This is a genomic window from Sphingomonas sp. UBA978, from assembly GCF_002292295.1.
Lineage (GTDB): Bacteria > Pseudomonadota > Alphaproteobacteria > Sphingomonadales > Sphingomonadaceae > Sphingomonas.
The window spans coordinates 63,210-83,083 of record NZ_DBBS01000014.1 but is presented as its reverse complement, the minus strand read 5'-3'; the positions used below and the strand labels follow the sequence as shown (position 1 = coordinate 83,083).

Annotated in this window: 19 protein-coding genes; 13 read left to right on the top strand and 6 right to left on the bottom strand. The window is 68.8% G+C overall.

What is annotated here, in order from left to right; genetic code table 11:
• Positions 1-13 precede the first annotated feature (13 nt).
• The 11 genes from B2515_RS06800 (at position 14) to B2515_RS06750 (ending at position 10,488) form a co-directional block, all read left to right on the top strand.
• Positions 14-1,690 (top strand): GMC family oxidoreductase, encoded by a 1,677-nt coding sequence (locus B2515_RS06800; RefSeq protein WP_293875115.1) that lies wholly within the window; start codon positions 14-16, stop codon positions 1,688-1,690.
• Between the two features lie 141 nt (positions 1,691-1,831).
• A complete protein-coding gene (locus B2515_RS06795; RefSeq protein ID WP_293875114.1) occupies positions 1,832-3,274 on the top strand; it encodes a methyl-accepting chemotaxis protein in 1,443 nt (480 codons plus the stop codon).
• A 33-nt stretch (positions 3,275-3,307) separates the two neighbouring features.
• The gene (locus tag B2515_RS06790; RefSeq protein ID WP_293875113.1) at positions 3,308-3,595 is read left to right on the top strand and encodes an STAS domain-containing protein; all 288 of its coding nucleotides are present in this window, start codon (positions 3,308-3,310) and stop codon (positions 3,593-3,595) included.
• Positions 3,596-3,598: 3 nt separating this feature from the next.
• Positions 3,599-5,794: a chemotaxis protein CheA gene (locus B2515_RS06785; RefSeq protein ID WP_293875112.1), complete on the top strand. Its 2,196-nt coding sequence runs from the start codon at positions 3,599-3,601 to the stop codon at positions 5,792-5,794.
• The gene (locus B2515_RS06780; protein ID WP_293875110.1) at positions 5,791-6,651 is read left to right on the top strand and encodes a CheR family methyltransferase; all 861 of its coding nucleotides are present in this window, start codon (positions 5,791-5,793) and stop codon (positions 6,649-6,651) included. Before B2515_RS06785 ends, B2515_RS06780 begins: the two co-directional genes overlap by 4 nt.
• Entirely contained in the window at positions 6,648-7,676 is a 1,029-nt protein-coding gene (locus B2515_RS06775; protein ID WP_293875109.1) for a protein-glutamate methylesterase/protein-glutamine glutaminase, read from the top strand. The genes B2515_RS06780 and B2515_RS06775 overlap by 4 nt, the downstream gene beginning before the upstream one ends.
• The gene (locus B2515_RS06770) at positions 7,673-8,233 is read left to right on the top strand and encodes a chemotaxis protein CheD (RefSeq protein WP_293875108.1); all 561 of its coding nucleotides are present in this window, start codon (positions 7,673-7,675) and stop codon (positions 8,231-8,233) included. Before B2515_RS06775 ends, B2515_RS06770 begins: the two co-directional genes overlap by 4 nt.
• Complete coding sequence (locus tag B2515_RS06765) at positions 8,233-8,631, top strand: response regulator (protein WP_414711370.1); 399 nt, start codon at positions 8,233-8,235, stop codon at positions 8,629-8,631. Before B2515_RS06770 ends, B2515_RS06765 begins: the two co-directional genes overlap by 1 nt.
• Positions 8,632-8,653: 22 nt before the next feature.
• Positions 8,654-9,097: a chemotaxis protein CheW gene (locus B2515_RS06760; protein WP_293875107.1), complete on the top strand. Its 444-nt coding sequence runs from the start codon at positions 8,654-8,656 to the stop codon at positions 9,095-9,097.
• Between the two features lie 36 nt (positions 9,098-9,133).
• The gene (locus B2515_RS06755) at positions 9,134-10,147 is read left to right on the top strand and encodes a chemotaxis protein CheB (protein WP_293875106.1); all 1,014 of its coding nucleotides are present in this window, start codon (positions 9,134-9,136) and stop codon (positions 10,145-10,147) included.
• Positions 10,144-10,488 (top strand): hypothetical protein, encoded by a 345-nt coding sequence (locus tag B2515_RS06750; RefSeq protein WP_293875105.1) that lies wholly within the window; start codon positions 10,144-10,146, stop codon positions 10,486-10,488. The genes B2515_RS06755 and B2515_RS06750 overlap by 4 nt, the downstream gene beginning before the upstream one ends.
• A 30-nt stretch (positions 10,489-10,518) precedes the next feature.
• On the opposite strand, the gene B2515_RS06745 is transcribed toward B2515_RS06750, so the two are convergent.
• Complete coding sequence (locus B2515_RS06745; RefSeq protein WP_293875104.1) at positions 10,519-11,268, bottom strand: haloacid dehalogenase type II; 750 nt, start codon at positions 11,266-11,268, stop codon at positions 10,519-10,521.
• The gene (locus B2515_RS06740; protein ID WP_293875103.1) at positions 11,265-11,765 is read right to left on the bottom strand and encodes a winged helix-turn-helix transcriptional regulator; all 501 of its coding nucleotides are present in this window, start codon (positions 11,763-11,765) and stop codon (positions 11,265-11,267) included. The genes B2515_RS06745 and B2515_RS06740 overlap by 4 nt, the downstream gene beginning before the upstream one ends.
• Positions 11,766-11,893: 128 nt before the next feature.
• Between B2515_RS06740 and B2515_RS06735 the strand changes: the two genes are divergently transcribed.
• Entirely contained in the window at positions 11,894-12,739 is an 846-nt protein-coding gene (locus tag B2515_RS06735) for an alpha/beta fold hydrolase (RefSeq protein ID WP_293875102.1), read from the top strand.
• Positions 12,740-12,784: 45 nt separating this feature from the next.
• Positions 12,785-13,141 (top strand): hypothetical protein, encoded by a 357-nt coding sequence (locus B2515_RS06730; RefSeq protein ID WP_293875101.1) that lies wholly within the window; start codon positions 12,785-12,787, stop codon positions 13,139-13,141.
• 42 nt (positions 13,142-13,183) lie between these two features.
• Here B2515_RS06730 and B2515_RS06725 read toward each other — a convergent pair whose 3' ends face one another.
• From B2515_RS06725 to B2515_RS06710, 4 genes are read right to left on the bottom strand one after another with little or no spacing between them, the layout of a single operon-like run.
• Entirely contained in the window at positions 13,184-14,599 is a 1,416-nt protein-coding gene (locus tag B2515_RS06725) for a uracil-xanthine permease family protein (protein WP_293875099.1), read from the bottom strand.
• Between the two features lie 26 nt (positions 14,600-14,625).
• A complete protein-coding gene (locus B2515_RS06720) occupies positions 14,626-15,993 on the bottom strand; it encodes an 8-oxoguanine deaminase (RefSeq protein WP_293875098.1) in 1,368 nt (455 codons plus the stop codon).
• Between the two features lie 47 nt (positions 15,994-16,040).
• A complete protein-coding gene (locus tag B2515_RS06715; protein ID WP_293875097.1) occupies positions 16,041-17,129 on the bottom strand; it encodes a purine nucleoside permease in 1,089 nt (362 codons plus the stop codon).
• 18 nt (positions 17,130-17,147) lie between these two features.
• On the bottom strand, positions 17,148-19,640 hold the full coding sequence (locus B2515_RS06710) for a TonB-dependent siderophore receptor (RefSeq protein ID WP_293875096.1): 2,493 nt from the start codon (positions 19,638-19,640) through the stop codon (positions 17,148-17,150).
• Positions 19,641-19,874: the final 234 nt, after the last annotated feature.

Here is a 19,874-nt window from a genome sequence, read left to right as displayed (position 1 = left end):
GGAGGGGATCATCATGGCTGCCACCGACAGGTTCGACGCGATCGTCATCGGATCGGGCATCAGCGGCGGGTTCGCCGCCAAGGAACTGACCGAAAAGGGCATGCGCGTGCTGATGCTCGACCGCGGCACGATGGTCGAACATGCCGAGGGCTATCCCTATGACGGCAAGCCCGCCTATGAGGTGCCGGCGCGCAACGTGATGCCCAAGGCGCTGGTCGACAGCGACTATTTCATCTCGAAGCACGGCTATGTCGCGCCGAGCAACCGCAGCTTCTACAACGATGACCGGCTCAACCCCTATGCCTATGACGAGGGCAGCAAATTCTACTGGATCCGGCCCGCCGCGGTGGGCGGCAAGTCCCTGATCTGGGGGCGCTGGACGTTCCGCTGGGCGCCCGAGGACTTCGCCGCGAACAAGCGCGACGGCGTCGATGGCGAATGGCCGATCGGCTATGACGACGTCGCGCCCTGGTACAGCTATGTCGAGAAATATATCGGCGTGTCGGGTTCGCGCGAGAACCTGCCCTATCTGCCCGACAGCGAGTTCCAGCCGCCGATGCCGATGAACGTCGCGGAGACGTGGCTGAAGCAGCGGCTGGAGACGCAATTCCCCGGGCGCAAGCTCATCAACACCCGCCTGTCCAACATGACCGAGGACAAACCGGAGCAGAACCGCACCAAATGCCAGTTCCGCAACCAGTGCAGCAACGGCTGTTCGTTCGGCGCCTATTTCTCGACGCAGGCGGTCACCCTGCCCGCGGCGCGCGCGACCGGGCGGCTGACGCTGCGGTCGGACGCGGTGGTCACCAGCCTCGACTATGACGCGGCAGGCAAGCGCGTCACCGGCGTCCGCTTCGTCGATGCGAAGACGGGTCAGGCGGAGGTGGTGCGGGCCGACATCGTCTTCCTCTGCGCCTCGGCGATGGCCTCGACCCAGATCCTGATGAATTCGCGCGCGCCCGGCGGCGAGCGCAGCCATTTCGATGAGAGCAACACGCTCGGCCGCTACGTGATGGACCATATCTTCCGCGTCAGCATCAACGGCGAGATTCCAGGGATGCAGGACCTGATCGAATATGGCCGGCGGCCGGGCGGCGTCTACATTCCGCGCTTCCGCAACATCGGCGGCGAGGAGGGCGTCGGCTTCAAGCGCGGCTATGGCTATCAGGGCAGCGCGCGCCGCGATCCACTCGGCCCGGTCGGCTTCGGCGCGACGATGAAACACGGCATGCGCCGCTATGGTCCGTGGAAGTTCGGCATGATGGCGTTCGGCGAATGCCTGCCCTATGCGGACAACCGCGTGTCGCTGCACCCCACCAAAGTCGACCGGTTCGGGATGCCGCTGATGCGCTTCGACGTCACTTTCCGCGACAACGAGCTGCGGATGATGGCGGACGCGCGGACGCAGGGCGAGGCGATGCTGCGCGGCGCGGGCCTCGCCAACGTCACCAGCACCGAGGGCGAACACGTCCCCGGCGACGCGATCCACGAGATGGGCGGCGCGCGCATGGGCCGCGATCCGCGCAAATCGGTGCTCAACGCGTGGAGCCAGGCGCATGCAGCGAGCAACCTCTACGTCACCGATGGCGCGCAGATGGCCTCGGTCGCCTGCGTCAATCCGTCGCTGACCTTCATGGCGCTCACCGCGCGGGCGGTCGACCATGCCGTGGCCCGGGCGCGCAAGGCGTAGCGATTATCCGACAGGGGTCATGTCCATATCGGGCGTGTTTAATACGAATTTAGGCAATTAGGTCCAGAACGCACATAAGGATCGATTCGTGATCCTTAGCCTGCCCGGGATGGTCCCTCGCAGGTAGCGAAGGATCTGCGAATGTTCTCTTGGTTTGAAAAAACGGCACCGATCCGTACCAAGTTCAAAGTGCTCCTGGCGATTCACGGCACCGTAGCCGGCGCGGGCGTCGCCACCACCTATCTTGCCGCAAAGGCCAGTCCGGCAGAGGCGATGGTGTACCTCGGCGTCGCCGGCACGCTGTTCGTGCTGACGGTCGCCATCGTCCTCGCCAGCGGCAAGATGATAACCGATCCCTATGTCGCCACGGTCGCGCGTATGGAAGGCCTCGCCGCGGGCGACCTCGCCACGCCGATCGCCTATACCGACTATCGCGACTGCGTCGGCCGGATGACCCGGGCGATGGAGGTGTTCAAGGTCAACGCCGAAAACGTCCAGGCGGCCGCAACGTCGCAGCAGGTCGTCGTCGGCGCGCTGGGCGAAGGGCTGGACCGGCTGGTATCCAGCGACCTCAGCTATCGCATCGACCAGGCGTTCCCGGCCGATTACGAGCGGCTGCGCACCGACTATAACCGCGCGATGGACGCGGTCGCGTCGACGATGAGCGCGGTGACCGAGGCCACCAACGGCATCAACAGCGGCGCGACCGACATCCGCCAGGCGTCGGACGACCTGTCGCAGCGCACCGAACAGCAGGCCGCCAGCCTCGAGGAAACGGCCGCCGCGATGGACGAGATCACCTCGACCGTCCGCCAGACCGCCGCGGGTGCGGTGCGCGCCAACGGCGTCGTCGAGGACGCCCGCGTCGAGGCCGAACGGTCGGGCGAGGTCGTCCGTCGCGCGGTGCAGGCGATGAGCGATATCGAGCGCGCCTCGAACGAGATTTCCGAGATCATCTCGGTCATCGACGGGATCGCGTTCCAGACCAACCTGCTCGCGCTCAACGCGGGCGTCGAGGCGGCCCGCGCGGGCGAGGCGGGCCGCGGCTTCGCGGTCGTCGCATCGGAAGTGCGCGCGCTGGCGCAGCGCTCGGCGGACGCCGCCAAGGACGTCAAGACGCGCATCACCGCATCGACCCAGCAGGTCGATACCGGCGTCGAACTGGTGAGCGAAACCGGCAAGGCGCTGGACCGCATCATCGCACGCATCGCCGAGATCAACACGCTGGTCGGCCAGATCGCGGTCGCCGCCGAACAGCAGGCGACCGGCCTGCAGCAGGTCAACACCGCGGTCAGCGAGATGGACGGCGTCACCCAGCAGAACGCCGCGATGGTCGAGGAATCGACCGCCGCCGCACGCAGCCTCGCGGCCGAGGCCGACGAACTCGCCCGTCACGTGTCGCGATTCAAGATCGACGCGAACGCCGGCCAGGGTGCGGCCGGCGCCGCGCTGCCGTCGGGCCGTCCGGTCGTGCATCAGCTGCAACAGCGTGCCGCCGACGCCGGCCGCCGGATCGCGAGCCAGTCGCGCCGCAACGGGTCCGCTGCCGTCGCCGTCGCGACGGACGACTGGTCGGAATTCTGATCCAGCCAGCCGTCATTCGCGAAGGACCACCCCATGCCTGCCCATCCGCTGCCGACCACCCTCGATACCGACGCCGCCGGCCCGCTGCGTCAGGCCCTGCTCGCCCGCATCCAGCGGGGTGAGGACATCCACTGCGACGGGGTCGAGGTGTCGCGGATCGGGCAGGCGTGCCTGCAGATCCTGGCGAGCGCGCGGGCGACCGCCCTCGCCCGCGGCCTCGGTTTCCGCATCGACAATCCCAGCGATGCGATGAACCGGATGATCGCGGTCGCGGCGCTGTCCGATGCGCTGGCCCCCGTTACCGCCGCCGGAAAGGCCTGAGCCATGAACCTCGACGAGATCCAGCAGATCTTCTTCCAGGAATGCGACGAGGGGCTCGCGACGATGGAGGCGAGCTTCGCCACCATCCGCCAGGGCGCCGACGATCCCGAGACGATCAACACGATCTTCCGGTCGGTGCATTCGATCAAGGGCGGCGCCGGTGCGTTCGGCCACGAACGGCTGCAGGCCTTCACCCACGAATATGAGACGCTGCTGGACCTCGTCCGCAACGGCACGCTGTCGCTGTCGTCGGACCTGCTCGGCACCATCGTCGGCGCATTCGACATGCTGACCGACCATGTCGCCGCCGCCCGCGACGGCGGCGATGCGCCCGCCGATGCGGCGATGCTCGCCCGGCTGGTCGCCGCGTCGAAACCCGAGGCGCAGCCGCAGCCGGCCGCGCAGCCCGCCGCCGCCGCGCCGGCCCCGGTCGAGACGCCGGCCGCCGCCGCCGCTGCGCCGGGCGACGATTTCGACGACCTGTTCGCGCTGTGCGAACCGGCCGCCCCCGCGACACCCGACGAGAGCGCCGACTGGGTGGTGACCTTCTGCCCCGGCGAATCCGCGCTGGAGAACGGCGGCGACCCGCTGCTGCTGCTGCGCGAGCTGACGATGCTGGACGGCGAGGTGATCGCCGTCGACACCGCGCGCCTGCCGCTGCTCGACGATCTGCACCCCGAACGCTCCTATCTCGGCTGGACCGTCAGCGTTCCCGCCGCAGCCGCCGAGGACGACATCCGGTCGATCTTCGAATTCATGGGCCCGTGCGACCTCGAGCTGGTCCGCCCCGGCGCGACGGCCGACGATGCCGCCGCCGACGCCACGGACATGTCCGGCGACCTGCTGGTCGACCTGCTCGACGAACCCGCGCCGGTCGCGGCGACGCCGGTCGCGGTCGCCCCGGTCGCACCGGTCGCCCAGGCGGCACCGGCGCCGGCGCCCGAACCGGTCGCGAGCCCGGCCGCCGCGACGGTCGAACCCGCCGGCCCCCGCTCCGCGGTGGCGCCGCCCGCGCAGACGATCCGCGTCGACCTCGACAAGCTCGACCGCCTCGTCAACCTCGTCGGCGAGCTGGTCATCACCCAGGCGATGCTGGCGCAGCGCCTGTCCGAACACGGCATGGCCGGGATCAGCGAGCTGACCGACCTCGATCACCTGACGCGCGAGCTGCAGGAATCGACGATGGCGATCCGCGCGCAGCCGATGAAGACCGTCTTCAGCCGCGTGCCCCGCATCATCCGCGAACTGGAGGTCGAGACCGGCAAGCGCGTTCGCCTCGATATCGTCGGCGAGATGACCGAGGTCGACAAGACCGTGGTCGAGCGCATCGGCGAACCGCTGACCCACCTGATCCGCAACGCGGTCGACCACGGGCTGGAGACGCCCGCCGACCGCCTCGCCGCGGGCAAGTCCGAGGAAGGCGTCGTCACGCTGTCGGCGGCGCACCATTCCGGCCGCATCGTCATCACCGTCGCCGACGACGGCCGCGGCATCGACCGCAAGCGCGTCCGCGCCAAGGCGGTCGAGCGCGGCATCATCGCGGCGGATGCGATCCTGACCGACGAAGAGGTCGACAATTTGATCTTCGCGCCCGGTTTCTCGACCGCGGCGACGGTATCCAACATCTCCGGCCGCGGCGTCGGCATGGATGTGGTGCGCAAGAACGTCCAGGCGCTGGGCGGGCGGATCGGCATCAATTCCAACCTCGGCTCGGGCAGCAGCTTCGCTCTGTCGCTGCCGCTGACGCTGGCAGTGCTCGACGGCATGATCGTCACCGTCGGCGACCAGACCTTCGTCATCCCGCTCGGCCATATCGTCGAAAGCCTGCGGCCGAACGACGAGGGCGTGAAGGTGCTCGGCCCGACCGCCTCGCTGCTCGACGTGCGCGGCTCGTACGTGCCGGTGCATCGCGTCGCCGAACAGCTCGGCATCCACGGCGCGCAGCGCGATCCGACCCAGGCGGTGCTGATCGTGGTCGAATCCGACACCGGCCAGGCGGTGCTGATGGTCGATTCGATCCAGGACCAGCGGCAGGTGGTGGTGAAGAGCCTCGAGGCCAATTACGAGGCGATCCCCGGCCTTGCCGGTGCGACCATCCTCGGCGACGGCCGCGTCGCGCTGATCCTCGACGTCGATGCGCTGATCTCGCGCTGGCGCCGCGATCCGCGTCTCGCCGCGCCGCTGGACCTCGCCGCATGACCGCGGTGACGATGACGGCGAGCCGCCAGACCGAGTTCCGCTTCGACCCCGCCGATCACGCCACGATCAGCGCCTTCGTCTACGACGAGGCGGGCATCCTGATGCCGCCGGGCAAGATGCAGCTCGTCTATGGCCGGCTGGCGCCGCGGGTGCGCGCCAGCGGCCTGACGACCTTCGCCGATTATATCGCGCTGATCGAGGAGGATGGCGACGAGCGCACGCGCGCGATCGACGCGCTGACCACCAACCACACCAGCTTCTTTCGCGAATCGCATCATTTCGACCATTTCCTCGAACATGCCTGGCCGGCGCTCGACCAGCGGCTCGCCGCGCGCGGCAAGGTGCGGATCTGGTCGGCGGCCTGTTCGAGCGGCGAAGAGCCCTATTCGCTGCTGATGGCGATGTTCGGCAAGGATCGCGGCAACGGCCAGCGGCTCGCGCGCACCGACCTGCGCGTGCTCGCCACCGACCTGTCGACCGAGATCCTCGCTGCGGCGCGGGCCGGGCGCTACACGCTCGACACCGCATCGGGCATTCCGATGTCGCTGCGCCAGACCTGGGTGAAGCGCGACGGCGACATGGCGGAGGTGCATCCGCTGCTGCGCGAGCGCTGCGCCTTCCGCAAGCTCAACCTGCTCGAAGCCTGGCCGATCCGCGGCCTGTTCGATGCGATCTTCTGCCGGAACGTCATGATCTATTTCGACGAAGCGACCAAGGAGCGGTTGCAGACGCGGCTCGCGGACCAGCTGGTGCCGGGCGGCTTCCTGTATATCGGTCATTCCGAGCGGCTCTCCGCCTCGGTCGCGCCACGCTTCACCTGCGTCGGGCGCACCACCTTTCAGAAGGTGGCGGCATGACCGCCGCCCGTCCGGTGCGCGCGCTGGTCGTCGACGATTCGGCGACGATGCGCGCGATCGTCGCGCACAGCCTGTCGCAGGATGCCGGCATCGAGGTCGTCGGCACCGCGGACGGCCCGCATTCCGCGCGCGAGATGATAAAGAGCCTCAATCCCGACGTCATCACGCTCGACATCGAGATGCCGGGGATGAACGGCCTCGAATTCCTCGACAAGATCATGCGGTTGCGGCCGATGCCGGTGGTCATGCTGTCGACGCTGACCGGTCGCGGGGCGGAGGCGACGATCCGCGCGCTGGAGCTGGGCGCGTTCGACTGTTTCGAAAAGCCGACGCAGGCGGTGCGCAACGGGCTGGGCGAGGAACTCGCCGAACTGGTCAAGGCGGCGGCGAAGAGCCGGGTGCGGCCGCGCCACGTCGCTTCGCCCGCAGCGCAGCCGGCGGCCTATACGCCGCGCGCCGATGCGATGATCGCGATCGGCGCGTCGACCGGCGGGGTCGAGACGCTGATCGAGCTGCTGCGCGGCTTTCCGGCGAACTGCCCGCCGACGGTGATCGTCCAGCACATGCCCGAAACCTATGTGCCGACCTTCGCCGCGCGGCTCGACCGGCTGTCCGCACCGACGGTCAGCGTTGCGCGGACCGGCGCGCCGCTGGAGGCGGGGCAGATCTACGTCGCGCCGGGGGGCTCGCACCATCTCGAGATCGGCGGCGGCACGGTCCGCCGCTGCCGGCTGGTCGCGGACGAGAAGATGAGCGGTCACCGCCCCTCGGTGGACCGCCTGTTCCTGTCGGTGGCGCGCTGGGCCGGTGCCTCCGCGGTCGGCGCGATCCTGACCGGCATGGGCGCCGACGGCGCGCTCGGCCTGAAAACGATGAAAGAGAGGGGAGCGATGACGATCGGCCAGGATGAGGAAAGCTGCGTGGTCTATGGCATGCCCGCCGCCGCCAAGCAGATGGGCGCGGTGACGGTGCAGCTGCCGCTGTCGCGCGTCGCCGCCCGGCTGCTGTCGGAGTGCCGCGCATGAGCGCGCTGCCGCGACCGAGCGACGGGCTTACCCGCATCACGATCATGCAGGGCGAAACCCGGATCTCCGACGATCCGTCGGTGATCCTGACGACGGTGCTCGGCAGCTGCATCTCGGCCTGCCTGTACGATCCTTTGGTCAAGGTCGGCGGGCTCAACCACTTCCTGCTCGCCGAGCCGGGTAGCGGCGACACCGACATCCAGTCGCTCCAGCGCTACGGCGTCTATGCGATGGAGGTGCTCATCAACGCGATGATGGCGATGGGCGCGACGCGGTCCAACCTGAAGGCGCGGATCTATGGCGGCGCCAGCCTGCGCGACGGCTTCCGCGACATCGGCGCGACCAACGCGCTGTTCGCGCGCCGTTTCCTGCGCGACGAGCGGATCGCCCTGGTCGGCGAGGACGTCGGCGGCACCGGTGCGCGCCGCGTCGAATTCCGTCCGACACTGGGCCTCGCCCGCTGTCGCGTCGCCGATACCCGCCCGGTCGAACCGGCGCGGTTGCGGGTCGCCCCGCCGCCGCCGCCCGCCTCGCTCGGCGACGTGGAGTTCTTCTGATGACCTTTCCCCTATCCAACGAAGGAAATCCCGTGCCGAGCACGATCATGACCGTCGACGATTCCCCCAGCATGCGGATGCTGCTGAAGGCTGCGCTGACCGACCTCGGCTACAAGGTGCTGGAGGCCGAGGACGGCGTCGAGGCGCTGGAGCGGCTCGGCGGGGTGGAGCCCGACCTGCTCATCACCGACATCAACATGCCGCGCCTCGACGGGTTCGGCCTGATCGAGAAGGTGCGCGAACAGGACCGGCACCGCAACCTGCCGATCCTGGTGCTGACCACCGAAAGCTCCGACGAGAAGAAGCAGCGCGCGCGCTCGGCGGGCGCGACCGGCTGGATCGTCAAGCCCTTCCACCCCGACAAGCTGGCCGCGGCGATCCGCCGCGTCCTGCACTGATCGTCCTTTCAGGAGCCAATCCATGTCCCGTCAGCTCATCACCTTCCAGATCGGCGAGCAGGTCCTCGGCGTCGATATCATGGCGATCCGCGAGATCCGCGCCTGGTCGCCGGCCACCCCGTTGCCCAACGTGCCGCCGCACGTCCGCGGCGTCGTCAACCTGCGCGGCGTCGTGCTGCCGGTGCTCGACCTCAGCCACCGGCTCGGCTGGGGGATGACCGATCCCTCGTCGCGCCACGTCATCATCGTCGTGCGGATCGGCGACCAGCTGCAGGGCCTGATCGTCGATGCGGTCAACGACATCGTCACCATCCCGACCGACGGCATGCAGCCGCTGCCCGATATCGGCGAAACCCCGGCGGCGCATTTCCTCGAAGGGCTCGCCACGATCGACGAGCGGCTGATCCTGGTGCTCGCGCTGGACCGCCTCGCCGACACGTCGATCACCCTCGCGGATGCCGCCTGAGCCTCCCCCGTCATCAATCCAAGGAAAGTTTAGGTCATGGCTGCCCCGGTCAAGGTTCTCGTCGTCGATGATTCGCTCACCATGCGCGCGTTGCTGTCGGGTGCGCTCGAACGCATTCCCGGCGTCACCGTCGTCGGATCGGCCAACGGCGCCGACGAGGCGCGCGCGATGCGCGAACAGCTCTGCCCCGATGTCATGACGCTCGACGTCGAGATGCCGGGGATCAGCGGCCTCGAATATCTCGCCGAGATGATGGAAAAGCGGCCGATGCCGGTCATCATGTTCTCCACCCGCACCGATGCGGGGGCGGAGGCGTCGATCGAGGCGCTGCGGCTCGGCGCGATCGATTGCTTCCCCAAGCCCAAGGTCGCGGTGGCGGCCGAGTTCGACAAGATCCTGAGCAAGCTCGGCAAGCGCATCAAGGCCGCCAAGGGCGCGCCGGTGAAGAGCACGGGCGGCACCAAGGCCACCGTGGCCGCCCCGCCGCTCGACTGGAACGGCCGCATCCTCGCGATCGGCGGCGAGGCGGCGGCGACGCAGGCGATGTTCGACCTGTTCGGCAGCTTCCCGGCGAACTGCCCGCCGACCGTCGTCGTCCAGCATCTGGGTCAGGGACTCGCGGGCACGATGATCGACGCGCTCGGCGCCGCGATCGCGCCGCGCATCGTCCTTGCCGAGGACGGCATGGCGGTCGAACAGGGGACGATCTATCTCGCGCCGCCGGGCGACCATCACGTCGTCGTCGACGCCTGGCCGAACGGCACGCTGCGCATGCTGCCGCGCGATCCGGTCGCGGGCGAACGGCCGTCGATCTCGATCCTGTTCGCCTCGATCGCCAAGGCAGCGGGGGCGGAGGCGATCGGCCTGCTGCTCGGCGCGGACGGCGAGGACGGCGATGCCGGCGTGCGCGCGTTGCAGGCCGGCGGCAGCTATTGCATCGTTCCGGCCGAGGTCCGCTCGGAAGGCTTCGTGCTGTCGCGACGGATCGCGGCGCAGGCGGTGCCCGCGGACCAGCTGGCGCGCAGCATCCTCAAGCTGGTCAGCAAGTGATCCAGCGCGCCATCGACGCCGCCGGCGCGGAGCCGCTCGGCTGGGCGATCGGGCCGGAGCGCGCGCTGGCCCATGCGCTGGCGGACGAGCTGGTCGCGCTCACCGCGGCGCTCGCCGACCTCGCCTATGACCTCGCCGGCAATCCGGACACGCTGCGCCACCATATGCACAGCCTGCAGAGCGTCGACCGGATCACGCAGACGCAGCTGGCGATCGCCGACCTGCTGCGCTCGCCCGCGCCGGTCGGCGACGCGCTGCAGGCGGTGACGCTGGAGGAACTGGGCAGCAGCGTGCGCGCGGCGGTCGAGCGCTATCGGCAGGACGGCGTCACCGACTATTGATGCCGGCGCGCACCGCCGGCGCCCCCGGCGTCAGCGGTCGAGCAGGTCGGCGAGCGCGACAAGGCTGTCGGCCGACCAGTCCCAGTCCTGCGCCGCATCCGCATCGGGCGCACGGCGGCCGCCATATTCGTGCGGCCGGTCGATATAAGCGGTCTTCAGCCCGCAGGCGCGCGCCGCGGCGAGGTCGCTGTGGTGCGCGGCGACGAGGCAGATGTCGGCGGGCGCCAGTCCCAGCACCTCGGCGGTGCCGGTATAGGCGCGCGGATCGGGCTTGTAGACGCCGGTCACCTCCGCCCCCAGCAGCGCGTCCCACGGCAGGCCGCCATGGCGGGCGAGCGCCAGCATCAGCGCGATATTGCCGTTCGACAGCGTGACGAGCGGCATCCGCCGCTTGAGCCGCGTGAGCCCCTCGACCGCATCCGGCCATGGCGCCAGCCGGCGCCAGGCGAAAGTCCAGTCCTGCAGCAGTGCGGCGTCGAGCCCGGCGGGATCGACGGCATAAGCGCGCAGCGTATCGTCCAGCATCTCGCGATGCAGCGTATCGAGGATGGTGAATGCGCGGCCGGAGGCGGAATAGCGCGCCATCACCGCGATATAGGCGAAGCGCCACACGTCGGTGAACGCCGCCGCATCCAGATCGTCGCGGCCGATCCGGCGCAGGAAGTCCGCGGATTCGGCGATGACGCTCGATCGCCAGTCGACCACCGTGCCGAACACGTCGAACGCCAGCACCCTGGGCAGGGACGGCGCGGCGGCAGCGCGGCCGGGTGCGGGCGTCATCGTGCCGCCCCCGCCAGCGTGTCGAGCAGCGTCCGCACGCCCGCGTCGGCCCCCGGCCCGGCGCGCAACGACGCACGCTCGCGCGACACGATCGCACCGGTTTCGGCGTCGACCAGCGCGAGCGTCAGCCGCCGGCCGGTTTCTCGGTCGACCGTCTCCAACGGTGGCGCGCCGGCACCGCTCGCGTCCCAGCGATCGCCCCATTCGCGCAGCGCGACGCTGACCTGCCACAGGTCCTGCCCCTTGGCGGTCAGCCGATATTCGTCGCGCGGCGGCCGTTCCTGATAGCGGACGCGATCGACGATGCCGACCGCGACCAGATGCTTCAGCCGTGCCGCCAGCGTCGCCGCCGGGATACCGGTGCTGGCGCGCAGATCCTCGTAGCGGGCAAGGCCGAGGGAGAGGTCGCGGATCAGCAGCAGCGTCCAGCGATCGCCGACCATTTCGAGCGCGCCCGCCACCGAACAGCACATGCCGGCAAAGGATTTCGGCTTCATCGACCATTCCCATCTTGTAACTTCAATCATTGAAGTATATTGGACCGTCACGATTTGCAAGCGCTGCGACGCGCCCGAACACCCCGGATACGACGCCCGAACCCGCTGAAGCACAAGGGAAGACCCGCATGACCGACACGCATCTGACCGCACCGACCCGCTTCGTCACCGTCGAGGGCGACCAGCTCGCCTACCGCCGCTGGGGCAATGCCGCCGCGGGAGGGCCGCCGTTGTTCTTCCTGCAGCATTTCCGCGGCGGCCTCGACCATTGGGACCCGCTGATGACCGACGGCCTCGCCGCCGGGCGCGAGGTGATCCTGTTCAACGGGCGCGGCGTCGCCTCGTCCACCGGCACGCCGCGCACCCGGATCGAGGCGATGGCCGACGACGCGGCCGCGGCGATCCGCGCGCTCGGGCTGAGCAAGGTCGACGTGCTCGGCTTCTCGCTCGGCGGCTTCCAGGCGCAGGACCTGACGCGCCGGCATCCCGATCTCGTGCGCAAGCTGATGCTGCTCGGCACCGGCCCGCGCGGCGGCAATCCCGATTCCGAACCCGGCGTGCTCGAAGCGGCGCCGCGTCCCGTGCCGACGCTCGACGACTTCCTGTACCTGTTCTTCGGCCGCTCCGAGGCGGCGCGCGAGGCGGGCCGGGCGTTCTGGGCGCGCCGTCACGTCCGTGTCGACCAGGATCCGCCCAGCTCGCCGCAGGTCATCCAGGCGCAGATCGAGGCGAACATGTATTATCTCCCCAAGCTGGATGCCGCCGACCCCTTCGCGCACCTGCGCACGATCACGCAGCCGACCTTCATCCTCAACGGCAATGTCGACGTGATGATCCCGACGATCAACTCCTTCTCGATGGCGCAGAATATCCCGAACGCGCAGCTGTTCATCTATCCCGACGCGGGTCACGCCGCGCAGTTCCAATATCCCGAACGCTTCCTGCGGCACGCGATCCAGTTCCTCGACGAATGACGCCGCCCCCCGTCACGACACCGGCCCGATGAGGACATTACGACCATGTTGAAATTCACGTTCCTGCTATGGATGATGGAAAAGCTGATAAAGCGGACCATCCGGACCAAACCCGCCGCCGCGGCCTATGTCCGCGGCAAGACGCTGACCTTCCAGATCCGCACGGCGGACGGGACGGGCCGCCACTACAGGATCGCGAACGGCACGATCAGCTCGGCCGCGGGCCTCGCCGATGCGCCGGCGTTCACGCTCGCCTTCGCCACCCCCGCCGACGGCTTCCGCATCCTGACCGCCAAGGACAGCAAGGGGGCGTTCCTGCAGGGCCTGCACGAGCGCACGCTGGTGCTGTCGGGCGACTTCGTCGCGATCATGTGGTTCCAGGGGCTGACCGACTTCCTCTGATCTCGCGCGGCGGGGACGGGCGACCGGGCGTCGGGCCCACCGTCACCCGGCCGCAGGAGCGCTCCCGATCCGCTCCGGCACGGTGAGATTCAGCACCACCGCGATCAGCGCCGCGGGCAGCACCCCCGACGTCAGCACGATGCGCAGCGTCTGCGGCAAATGCTGGACCGATGCGGGCTCGAGCTCCAGCCCGATGCCGACCGACAGCGCGATGCCGAAGATCAGCATCGTCCGCTGCGTCCACGCCACCCCCGACAGGATCGACACCGCCGCCGAGGCGACCATGCCGAACATCACGATCACGCCGCCGCCCAGCACCTCGATCGGGATCGTGGTGATGAGCGCGCCGATCTTGGGCAGCAGGCCGCACAGGATGAGGAACAGCGCGCCGATCTTGACGATATGGCGGCTCATGATCCCGGTGATCGCGATCAGGCCGATATTCTGGCTGAACGAGGTGTTGGGCATCGCCCCGAACACCGCGGCCAGCGCGGTGCCGACGCCGTCGGCGCTGGTCGCGCCGATCAGTTCGCGGTCGGTCGCGGGGCGGCCGGCGCTGCCCTCGCAGATCGCCGACACGTCGCCGATCGATTCGATCGCGGAGATGAAGCCCATCAGGCAGAAGCCGAGGATCGCGGAGGCCGACACCGCGAAGCCGAAATGGAAGGGCGAGGGCAGCATGATCCATCCCGCGCCCGCGACCGGCGCCAGCGACACCCGCCCCATCGCCACCGCCGCGCCATAGCCCGCCAGCAGACCCAGCAGCACCGCCGCGGTCGACCAGATGCCGCGCCCGAAGAAGCTGAGCGCCAGCGTCACCACCACCACGATTCCCGCGAGCAGCCAGCTCGACCCGGCCCCGTAGGCCGCCGTCCCCTGCGCCGGGACGCCGCCCGCGGCATATTGCACCCCGATCCGCATCAGCGACAGGCCGATCATCAGCACGACCAGCCCGGTCACCATCGGCGGCAGGGCGACGCGGATGCGGCCGACGAACACGCTCAGCCCGGCGTGGAACAGGCCGCCGACCAGCGCCGCGGTGGTCAGCGTCGCCATCGCCGCCACCCCCTGCCCGGCGACGATCGGGATCATCACCGGCAGGAAGGCGAAGCTCGTCCCCTGTACGATCGGCAGCCGCGCGCCGACCGGGCCGATGCCGACGGTCTGGATCAGCGTCGCCATGCCGGCGAACAGCATCGCCATCTGGATCATATAGATCATCTCGCGCGGGTCGGCCGATCCGTAGCCGAAGCCCGCCGCCCCGGCGACGATGATCGCCGGCGTCAGATTGCTGACGAACATCGCCAGCATGTGCTGGATGCCGAGCGGGATCGCGACCGCCAGCCCGGGAAAATGATCGGGATCGCGCGCCTGTTCGGGCGTCATGATCGCACCGCCCCTAGCGGGCGGCCGGATGGCGGGCGGCATGGCGGGCAGGTCCGGCGCGGCGATCGTCATCCCGTCTCCTTCGTGGCTTCGCATCGTCACGCCAGCGCCATCAGCCGCGCCAGCGACGCGTCGGCGGCGCGCAGCACATCCCGCCGCGCGACCCGCACCAGTTCGCCGTCGCGCACCACCGCGCGGCCGTCGACGAACACGTCGCGCGCGCCGGCCGGCGGGCAGAGGACCAGCGCCGCGACCCTGTCCCACGCGCCGGTCGCGGTAATGCCGGTCATGTCCCAGATCGCGATATCGGCGCGGCTGCCGGGCGCCAGCATCCCGCAATCGGGCCGCCCCAGCACCGCCGCGCCGCCGTGCGTCGCCATGAACAGCGCCTCGCGCGGATCGAACGCCGCCGGTCCGCCGGTCGCGCGCTGCAGCAGCATCGCCTGCCGCGCCTCGGTCAGCACGCTGGCGCCGTCGTTCGACGCCGACCCGTCCACCCCCAGCCCGACGCGCACGCCGCGATCGACCATCGCGCGCAGCGGCGCGATCCCCGATCCCAGCCGGCAGTTCGATCCCGGACAATGCGCCACCCCGGTGCCGGTGCGCGCGAACAGGTCGATCTCGCGCGCGTCGAGCCGGACGCAATGCGCATGCCACACGTCCTCGCCCAGCCAGCCGAGCTGCTCGGCATAGTCGCCGGGACGGCAGCCGAACCGCGCCAGCGAAAAGGCGACGTCGTCGGCATCCTCGGCCAGATGCGTGTGCAGCATCACCCCCTTGTCGCGCGCCAGCGCCGCGGCGTCGCGCATCAGCCCCTGGCTGACCGAGAAGGGCGAACAGGGCGCCACGCCGACGCGCAGCATCGCGCCGTCGCGGGGGTCGTGATAGGTGTCGATGACGCGGATCGTATCGTTGAGGATCGCGCGCTCGTCCTCGACCAGCGCGTCGGGGGGCAGGCCGCCCAGGCTCTCCCCCACGCTCATCGCGCCGCGCGTCGGGTGAAAGCGCAGCCCGACCGCCTGCGCCGCGGCGATCGAATCGTCCAGCGTCACGCCATCGGGAAACAGATAGAGGTGATCCGAACTCAGCGTGCAGCCGGCCAGCGCCAGCTCCGCCAGCCCCAGCTGGGTCGCGGCGAACACGTCCTCCGGCCGGTACCGGCCCCAGATCGGGTAGAGGCGTTTGAGCCAGTCGAACAGGGACGCGTTGATCGCGCCGGGCAGCGCGCGGGTCAGCGACTGGAACAGATGGTGGTGGGTGTTGACCAGCCCCGGCGTGACGACGCAGCCGTGCGCCTCGACGATCTCGCCCGCCCCGTCCGCCAGCATCGCGAGTTCGGCACTGGTGCCGACCGCGACGACCGCGCCATTGCGGAACGCGACCGCCCCGTCCGCGATCTCCCGCCGGGCGTCGTCCATGCACACGACCCGGTCCGCATGCCGGACGAGGATCAGGCCCCGGTTCATGGTCGGCGGCGGCTCATGAGCGACGGGGGGTCATCGACGCGACGGGGTCATCGCGGGATCGTCGTCGCGTAGCGGTCCCAATGGCCGGTCAGTTCGTCGACGACGCGCGATCCGACCGCGTACAGGCTCTCCACCGCCGCATTGAGGCCCGAATAGCCCTCGTTCTCGCGCAGCAGATTGGCGGCGGCGGTCACCCCCGGCGGCGGCATGGTGAAATTGCTGCCGGCGCGCAGCACCATCACCCGGTCCTTGTCGACCCGCCCGATCCGGTCGAGATAGGTGATCGCCTGATACGTCCCCGTCTCCTCCATCGCCGAGGTGACGAATTCGCCCTTGCCGCCCGTCCAGTAGCGCACCCAGTCGTTCGCCCAGCCGTTCATCTTCGCGCCGCGCCAGAAGGTCATCGCCGCGACATGGTCGCCCTTCAGCACGAACGGCGCGCGCTGCGCCATCGGGTGGTCGGTGTAGCGCGCGCGCTCGGCGCGGATCGTCGGGTCGTCGGGCAGCGCGATGTTGCGGGTCAGGCCATAGGCCCAGTCGCGCAACGCGCCGTTCAGTTCGAACATCTCGCCCTGCGACGGCGGCGCCGGACGCGGATCGTTGGGGCCGTTGCGACCGCGGGCGAAATAGCCCGACTGCCAGTCCGCCGGAATCTCGCGCGCGTCGATCTCATGCGCCAGATCGCCGTCGACCAGATAGCGCGACCAGGCCGCCGACCCGATCGAGGCATCCTCCGGGTCGATCCCGGCGATCCCGGCGACCAGCCAATAGGCGCGGCGCAGGTCGAACCGCTGGTCGAGCCCCAGCGCCATCGTCGCGGTCGCCGACTTGGCGGTCCCCACCCCGGTGACGACGCCCATCACCTGCGTCTTCGGATTGTAGAACAGGTCGTGGTGCGATTGCGGGAAGGGGATGCGCGTGGTCAGGCCGGCGCGCGTCTTCCACAGCTGGAACTCGCCGGCCACGTCGCCCTCGTCCTTGCCGATCTCGAACATCGTCACGATCACCACGCGCACCGGCAAGGGCCGTGCGCATGCCCCGCCCGGCACGCACGCCGCCGCCGCACCTTTCGCGCCGGCGGGCGCGGCGATCGTCGCAAGAACCAGCATCAGGCCGGCGGTCAGGATACGCATCATCTCGTTATCACCTGTGCGTCAGAACTTGTAGACGACCGACCCCTGGAAGCTGCGCGGCCGTTCCGGCAGGACGATCGTGCTGCCGAACAGCTCGGTGAAGTTCGCGCGGAAATACTTCTCGTTGGTCGCATTCTTGACGGTCAGGCGGAACAGCCAGTCGCCCGTCCCATACGAGGCGCCAAGGTCGAACAGCGTGTACGCGGGCAGCTTCACGACCCGCGACTGGCCCGAGAATACCGAGTCGACGTGGACGACGCTGCCGCTCAGCGCGATGCCGTTGTCGAACGCATAGGTCGCGGTCGCCGAATAGAGGTTGGTCGGGATGCCCTGTCGCCGCGACGCCTCGCGGTCGGGGATCGGCACCAGCCCGCCGACCTGGCCACCCAGCGTCAGCGTCGGGTTGACCACGTTCACCAGATCCTCGATCCCGAAAAAGCTGAACGTCGATCCCGCATCGAGGAAGGTCAGGTTGTAGACCTTGGCACGGGTATAGGCGCTGGTGATGAGCAGATGCTTGTCCACCGACCAGCGCATTTCCGCCTCGACGCCCTTGGTCTGCACCGACTGGTTGACGGTCGAGGACTGGATGTTCCGGTCGGTCCGCTCCTGCTGGTAGACCGACAGCGCGCCGTACAGCCGGCCGCCGAGCCAGCTGCCCTTGACGCCGCCCTCGTACAGCTTCGACGCGGTCAGGAACAGGCCGCCATTCGCGGTCGCGGCGTCGATCTCCGACCCCTGCCCCGCGATCACCGTCGTCTGCCGCGCGATCGTCGCATAGGGGATGATGCCGAACGGCAGCTTGTACGAGACGCTGCCATTGTACGACCATCCGCCCTTCGACCCCGATCCGGTCGGCACGACGTTATTGGTGACGCGCAGCTTGCCGAGCACGTTGGTCGACGTCACGTCGACCGTATCGTAGCGGACGCCCAGGATCACATCGAGGCCGAACGCGAAGTCGAGGTCGGTCAGCGCGGCAAAGCCGTAATCGGTGTAATGGCCCTTCAGATAGTTCGAATAATTGCTGTCGCTTTCGGTCGACAGCAGGCGGTCGGACAGCGGCGTATAGCCGACGGTCAGGTCGACCCGGTGGAAATATTCGAAGTTGAAATCGTCGCCATGCTTGAAATCGGTATAGCGGATCGACGGCGACAGCTGGACCGAGAAATTGCCGACCTGGTTCTTGAACGTCTTCGATACCACGACCTTGTCTTCGATGACATAGGAATTGTGGAATTGCGAAAAACCGTAGCTATTATTATTTTTGTTATCGATGCCGTCGTAGAAGAGCTGGTTCTTGATCTCCAGATCGTTGCCGCCATCGTAGATGATGTCGAAATAGCCGGTATAGGCCTTGTTGCGCAGGAAATCGTTGGTGCCGGTCAGCACGTTCTTGCGGCTCAGCTTCGTGGTGCCGGTGTTCTGCAACGCCAGATAGGGATAGGTCGAATTGAGGCAGGCGTCGGTGAACGACGACGCCAGCACGCTGCCGCCACCACAGCCGAAGGTCCCGAACGGGTTGAAATTGCCCGCCGCGAGGAATTCGGCCGGCGCCAGCTGGCCGTCGCCATTGGTGTCGAGCGGCTTGGCGCTGCCGGTGATATAGGTGCCGTTGTCGACCAGATCCTGGGTCAGGCGGTTCCAGCCACCGTTCTGCTGGCCGTCGTATTTCTGGTACATGCCGCCGAACTCGACGCGCAGCCGCTCGGTGATCTGATTGTCGAACGCGCCCTGCAGGACGACGTTGCGGGTCGACATGTTGCGGTAATAGCTGCCGGAATCCTCGACCTCGGCATAGAGGCTATAGCCGAATTCGGTGCCGCCGACGCGCAGCGGGCCGCGCAGCTGCGCCTTCAGCACGTTATAGTCCCAGCTGCCGCCGGTGTAGCTGACCTCGCCTTCGGCATGGTCGAGCAGGGCACCGCCCGACACCCGCGCCGATTTCGGCACGAAGTTCATATAGCCGCCGGTCTTCGACGGGCCGTAGATCGGCGAGGACGGGCCGCGGACGATGTCGATCCGGTCCGACGCGCCGATCGGGGTCGGGTAGTTGCCCGGATTGTCCAAGCGCCGGACGCCGCGGAAATAGACCTCGCCCGGCGTGCCGCGGATGTCGAGCGCGCCGCCGACGCCGAAGAAGGAGTTGGTGAAGGTGCCGGGCGCCTGCGCGACGAGGTCGTAGATGTCGGTGACGCCGAACCGCTCGATCTGCTCGCTGCTGATCGTCGAGGCGGAGCGCGGGGTCTCGACCAGCGTCTTGGCGAAGCCGAAGACCGATCCGACATCCTTGTTCGGCAGCGCGTCCAGCGTGCCGGTGACGACGATGTCCTGATCCTGCGGTTCCTCCGCCGCGGTTGCGGCTGCCGCGGTCGTCGTCGCCGCGGTCGTCTGGGCCCAGGCGGTGCCGGTCATCGCGGTACAGCACAGCAGCGCCGCCGCGATCCCGGCGATCGGCCGGTGCAGCCCCGCCCGTCGTGTCGTCGCCAGCCCTGCGAGGTTATTCCGTGCCATCGTCCCTTGCCCCCTTGTGTCGCTTCGCGCAGCCCGCCGTCGATCCCGTGGACCGGGCGCATCGGGCATGCCGCGTCGCGATATGTGAATGTTGTTCATGCGAGAATCTAAGCAGAACCACCCGGAAACGACCCGCCGAATCAGTCTTTGCAATGTCACGGCATGCCAGGCATTGCGCTGATTTTACGGCTATATTTGAACACGCAGGTATAGGATCGGCCGATAACCGGTTAA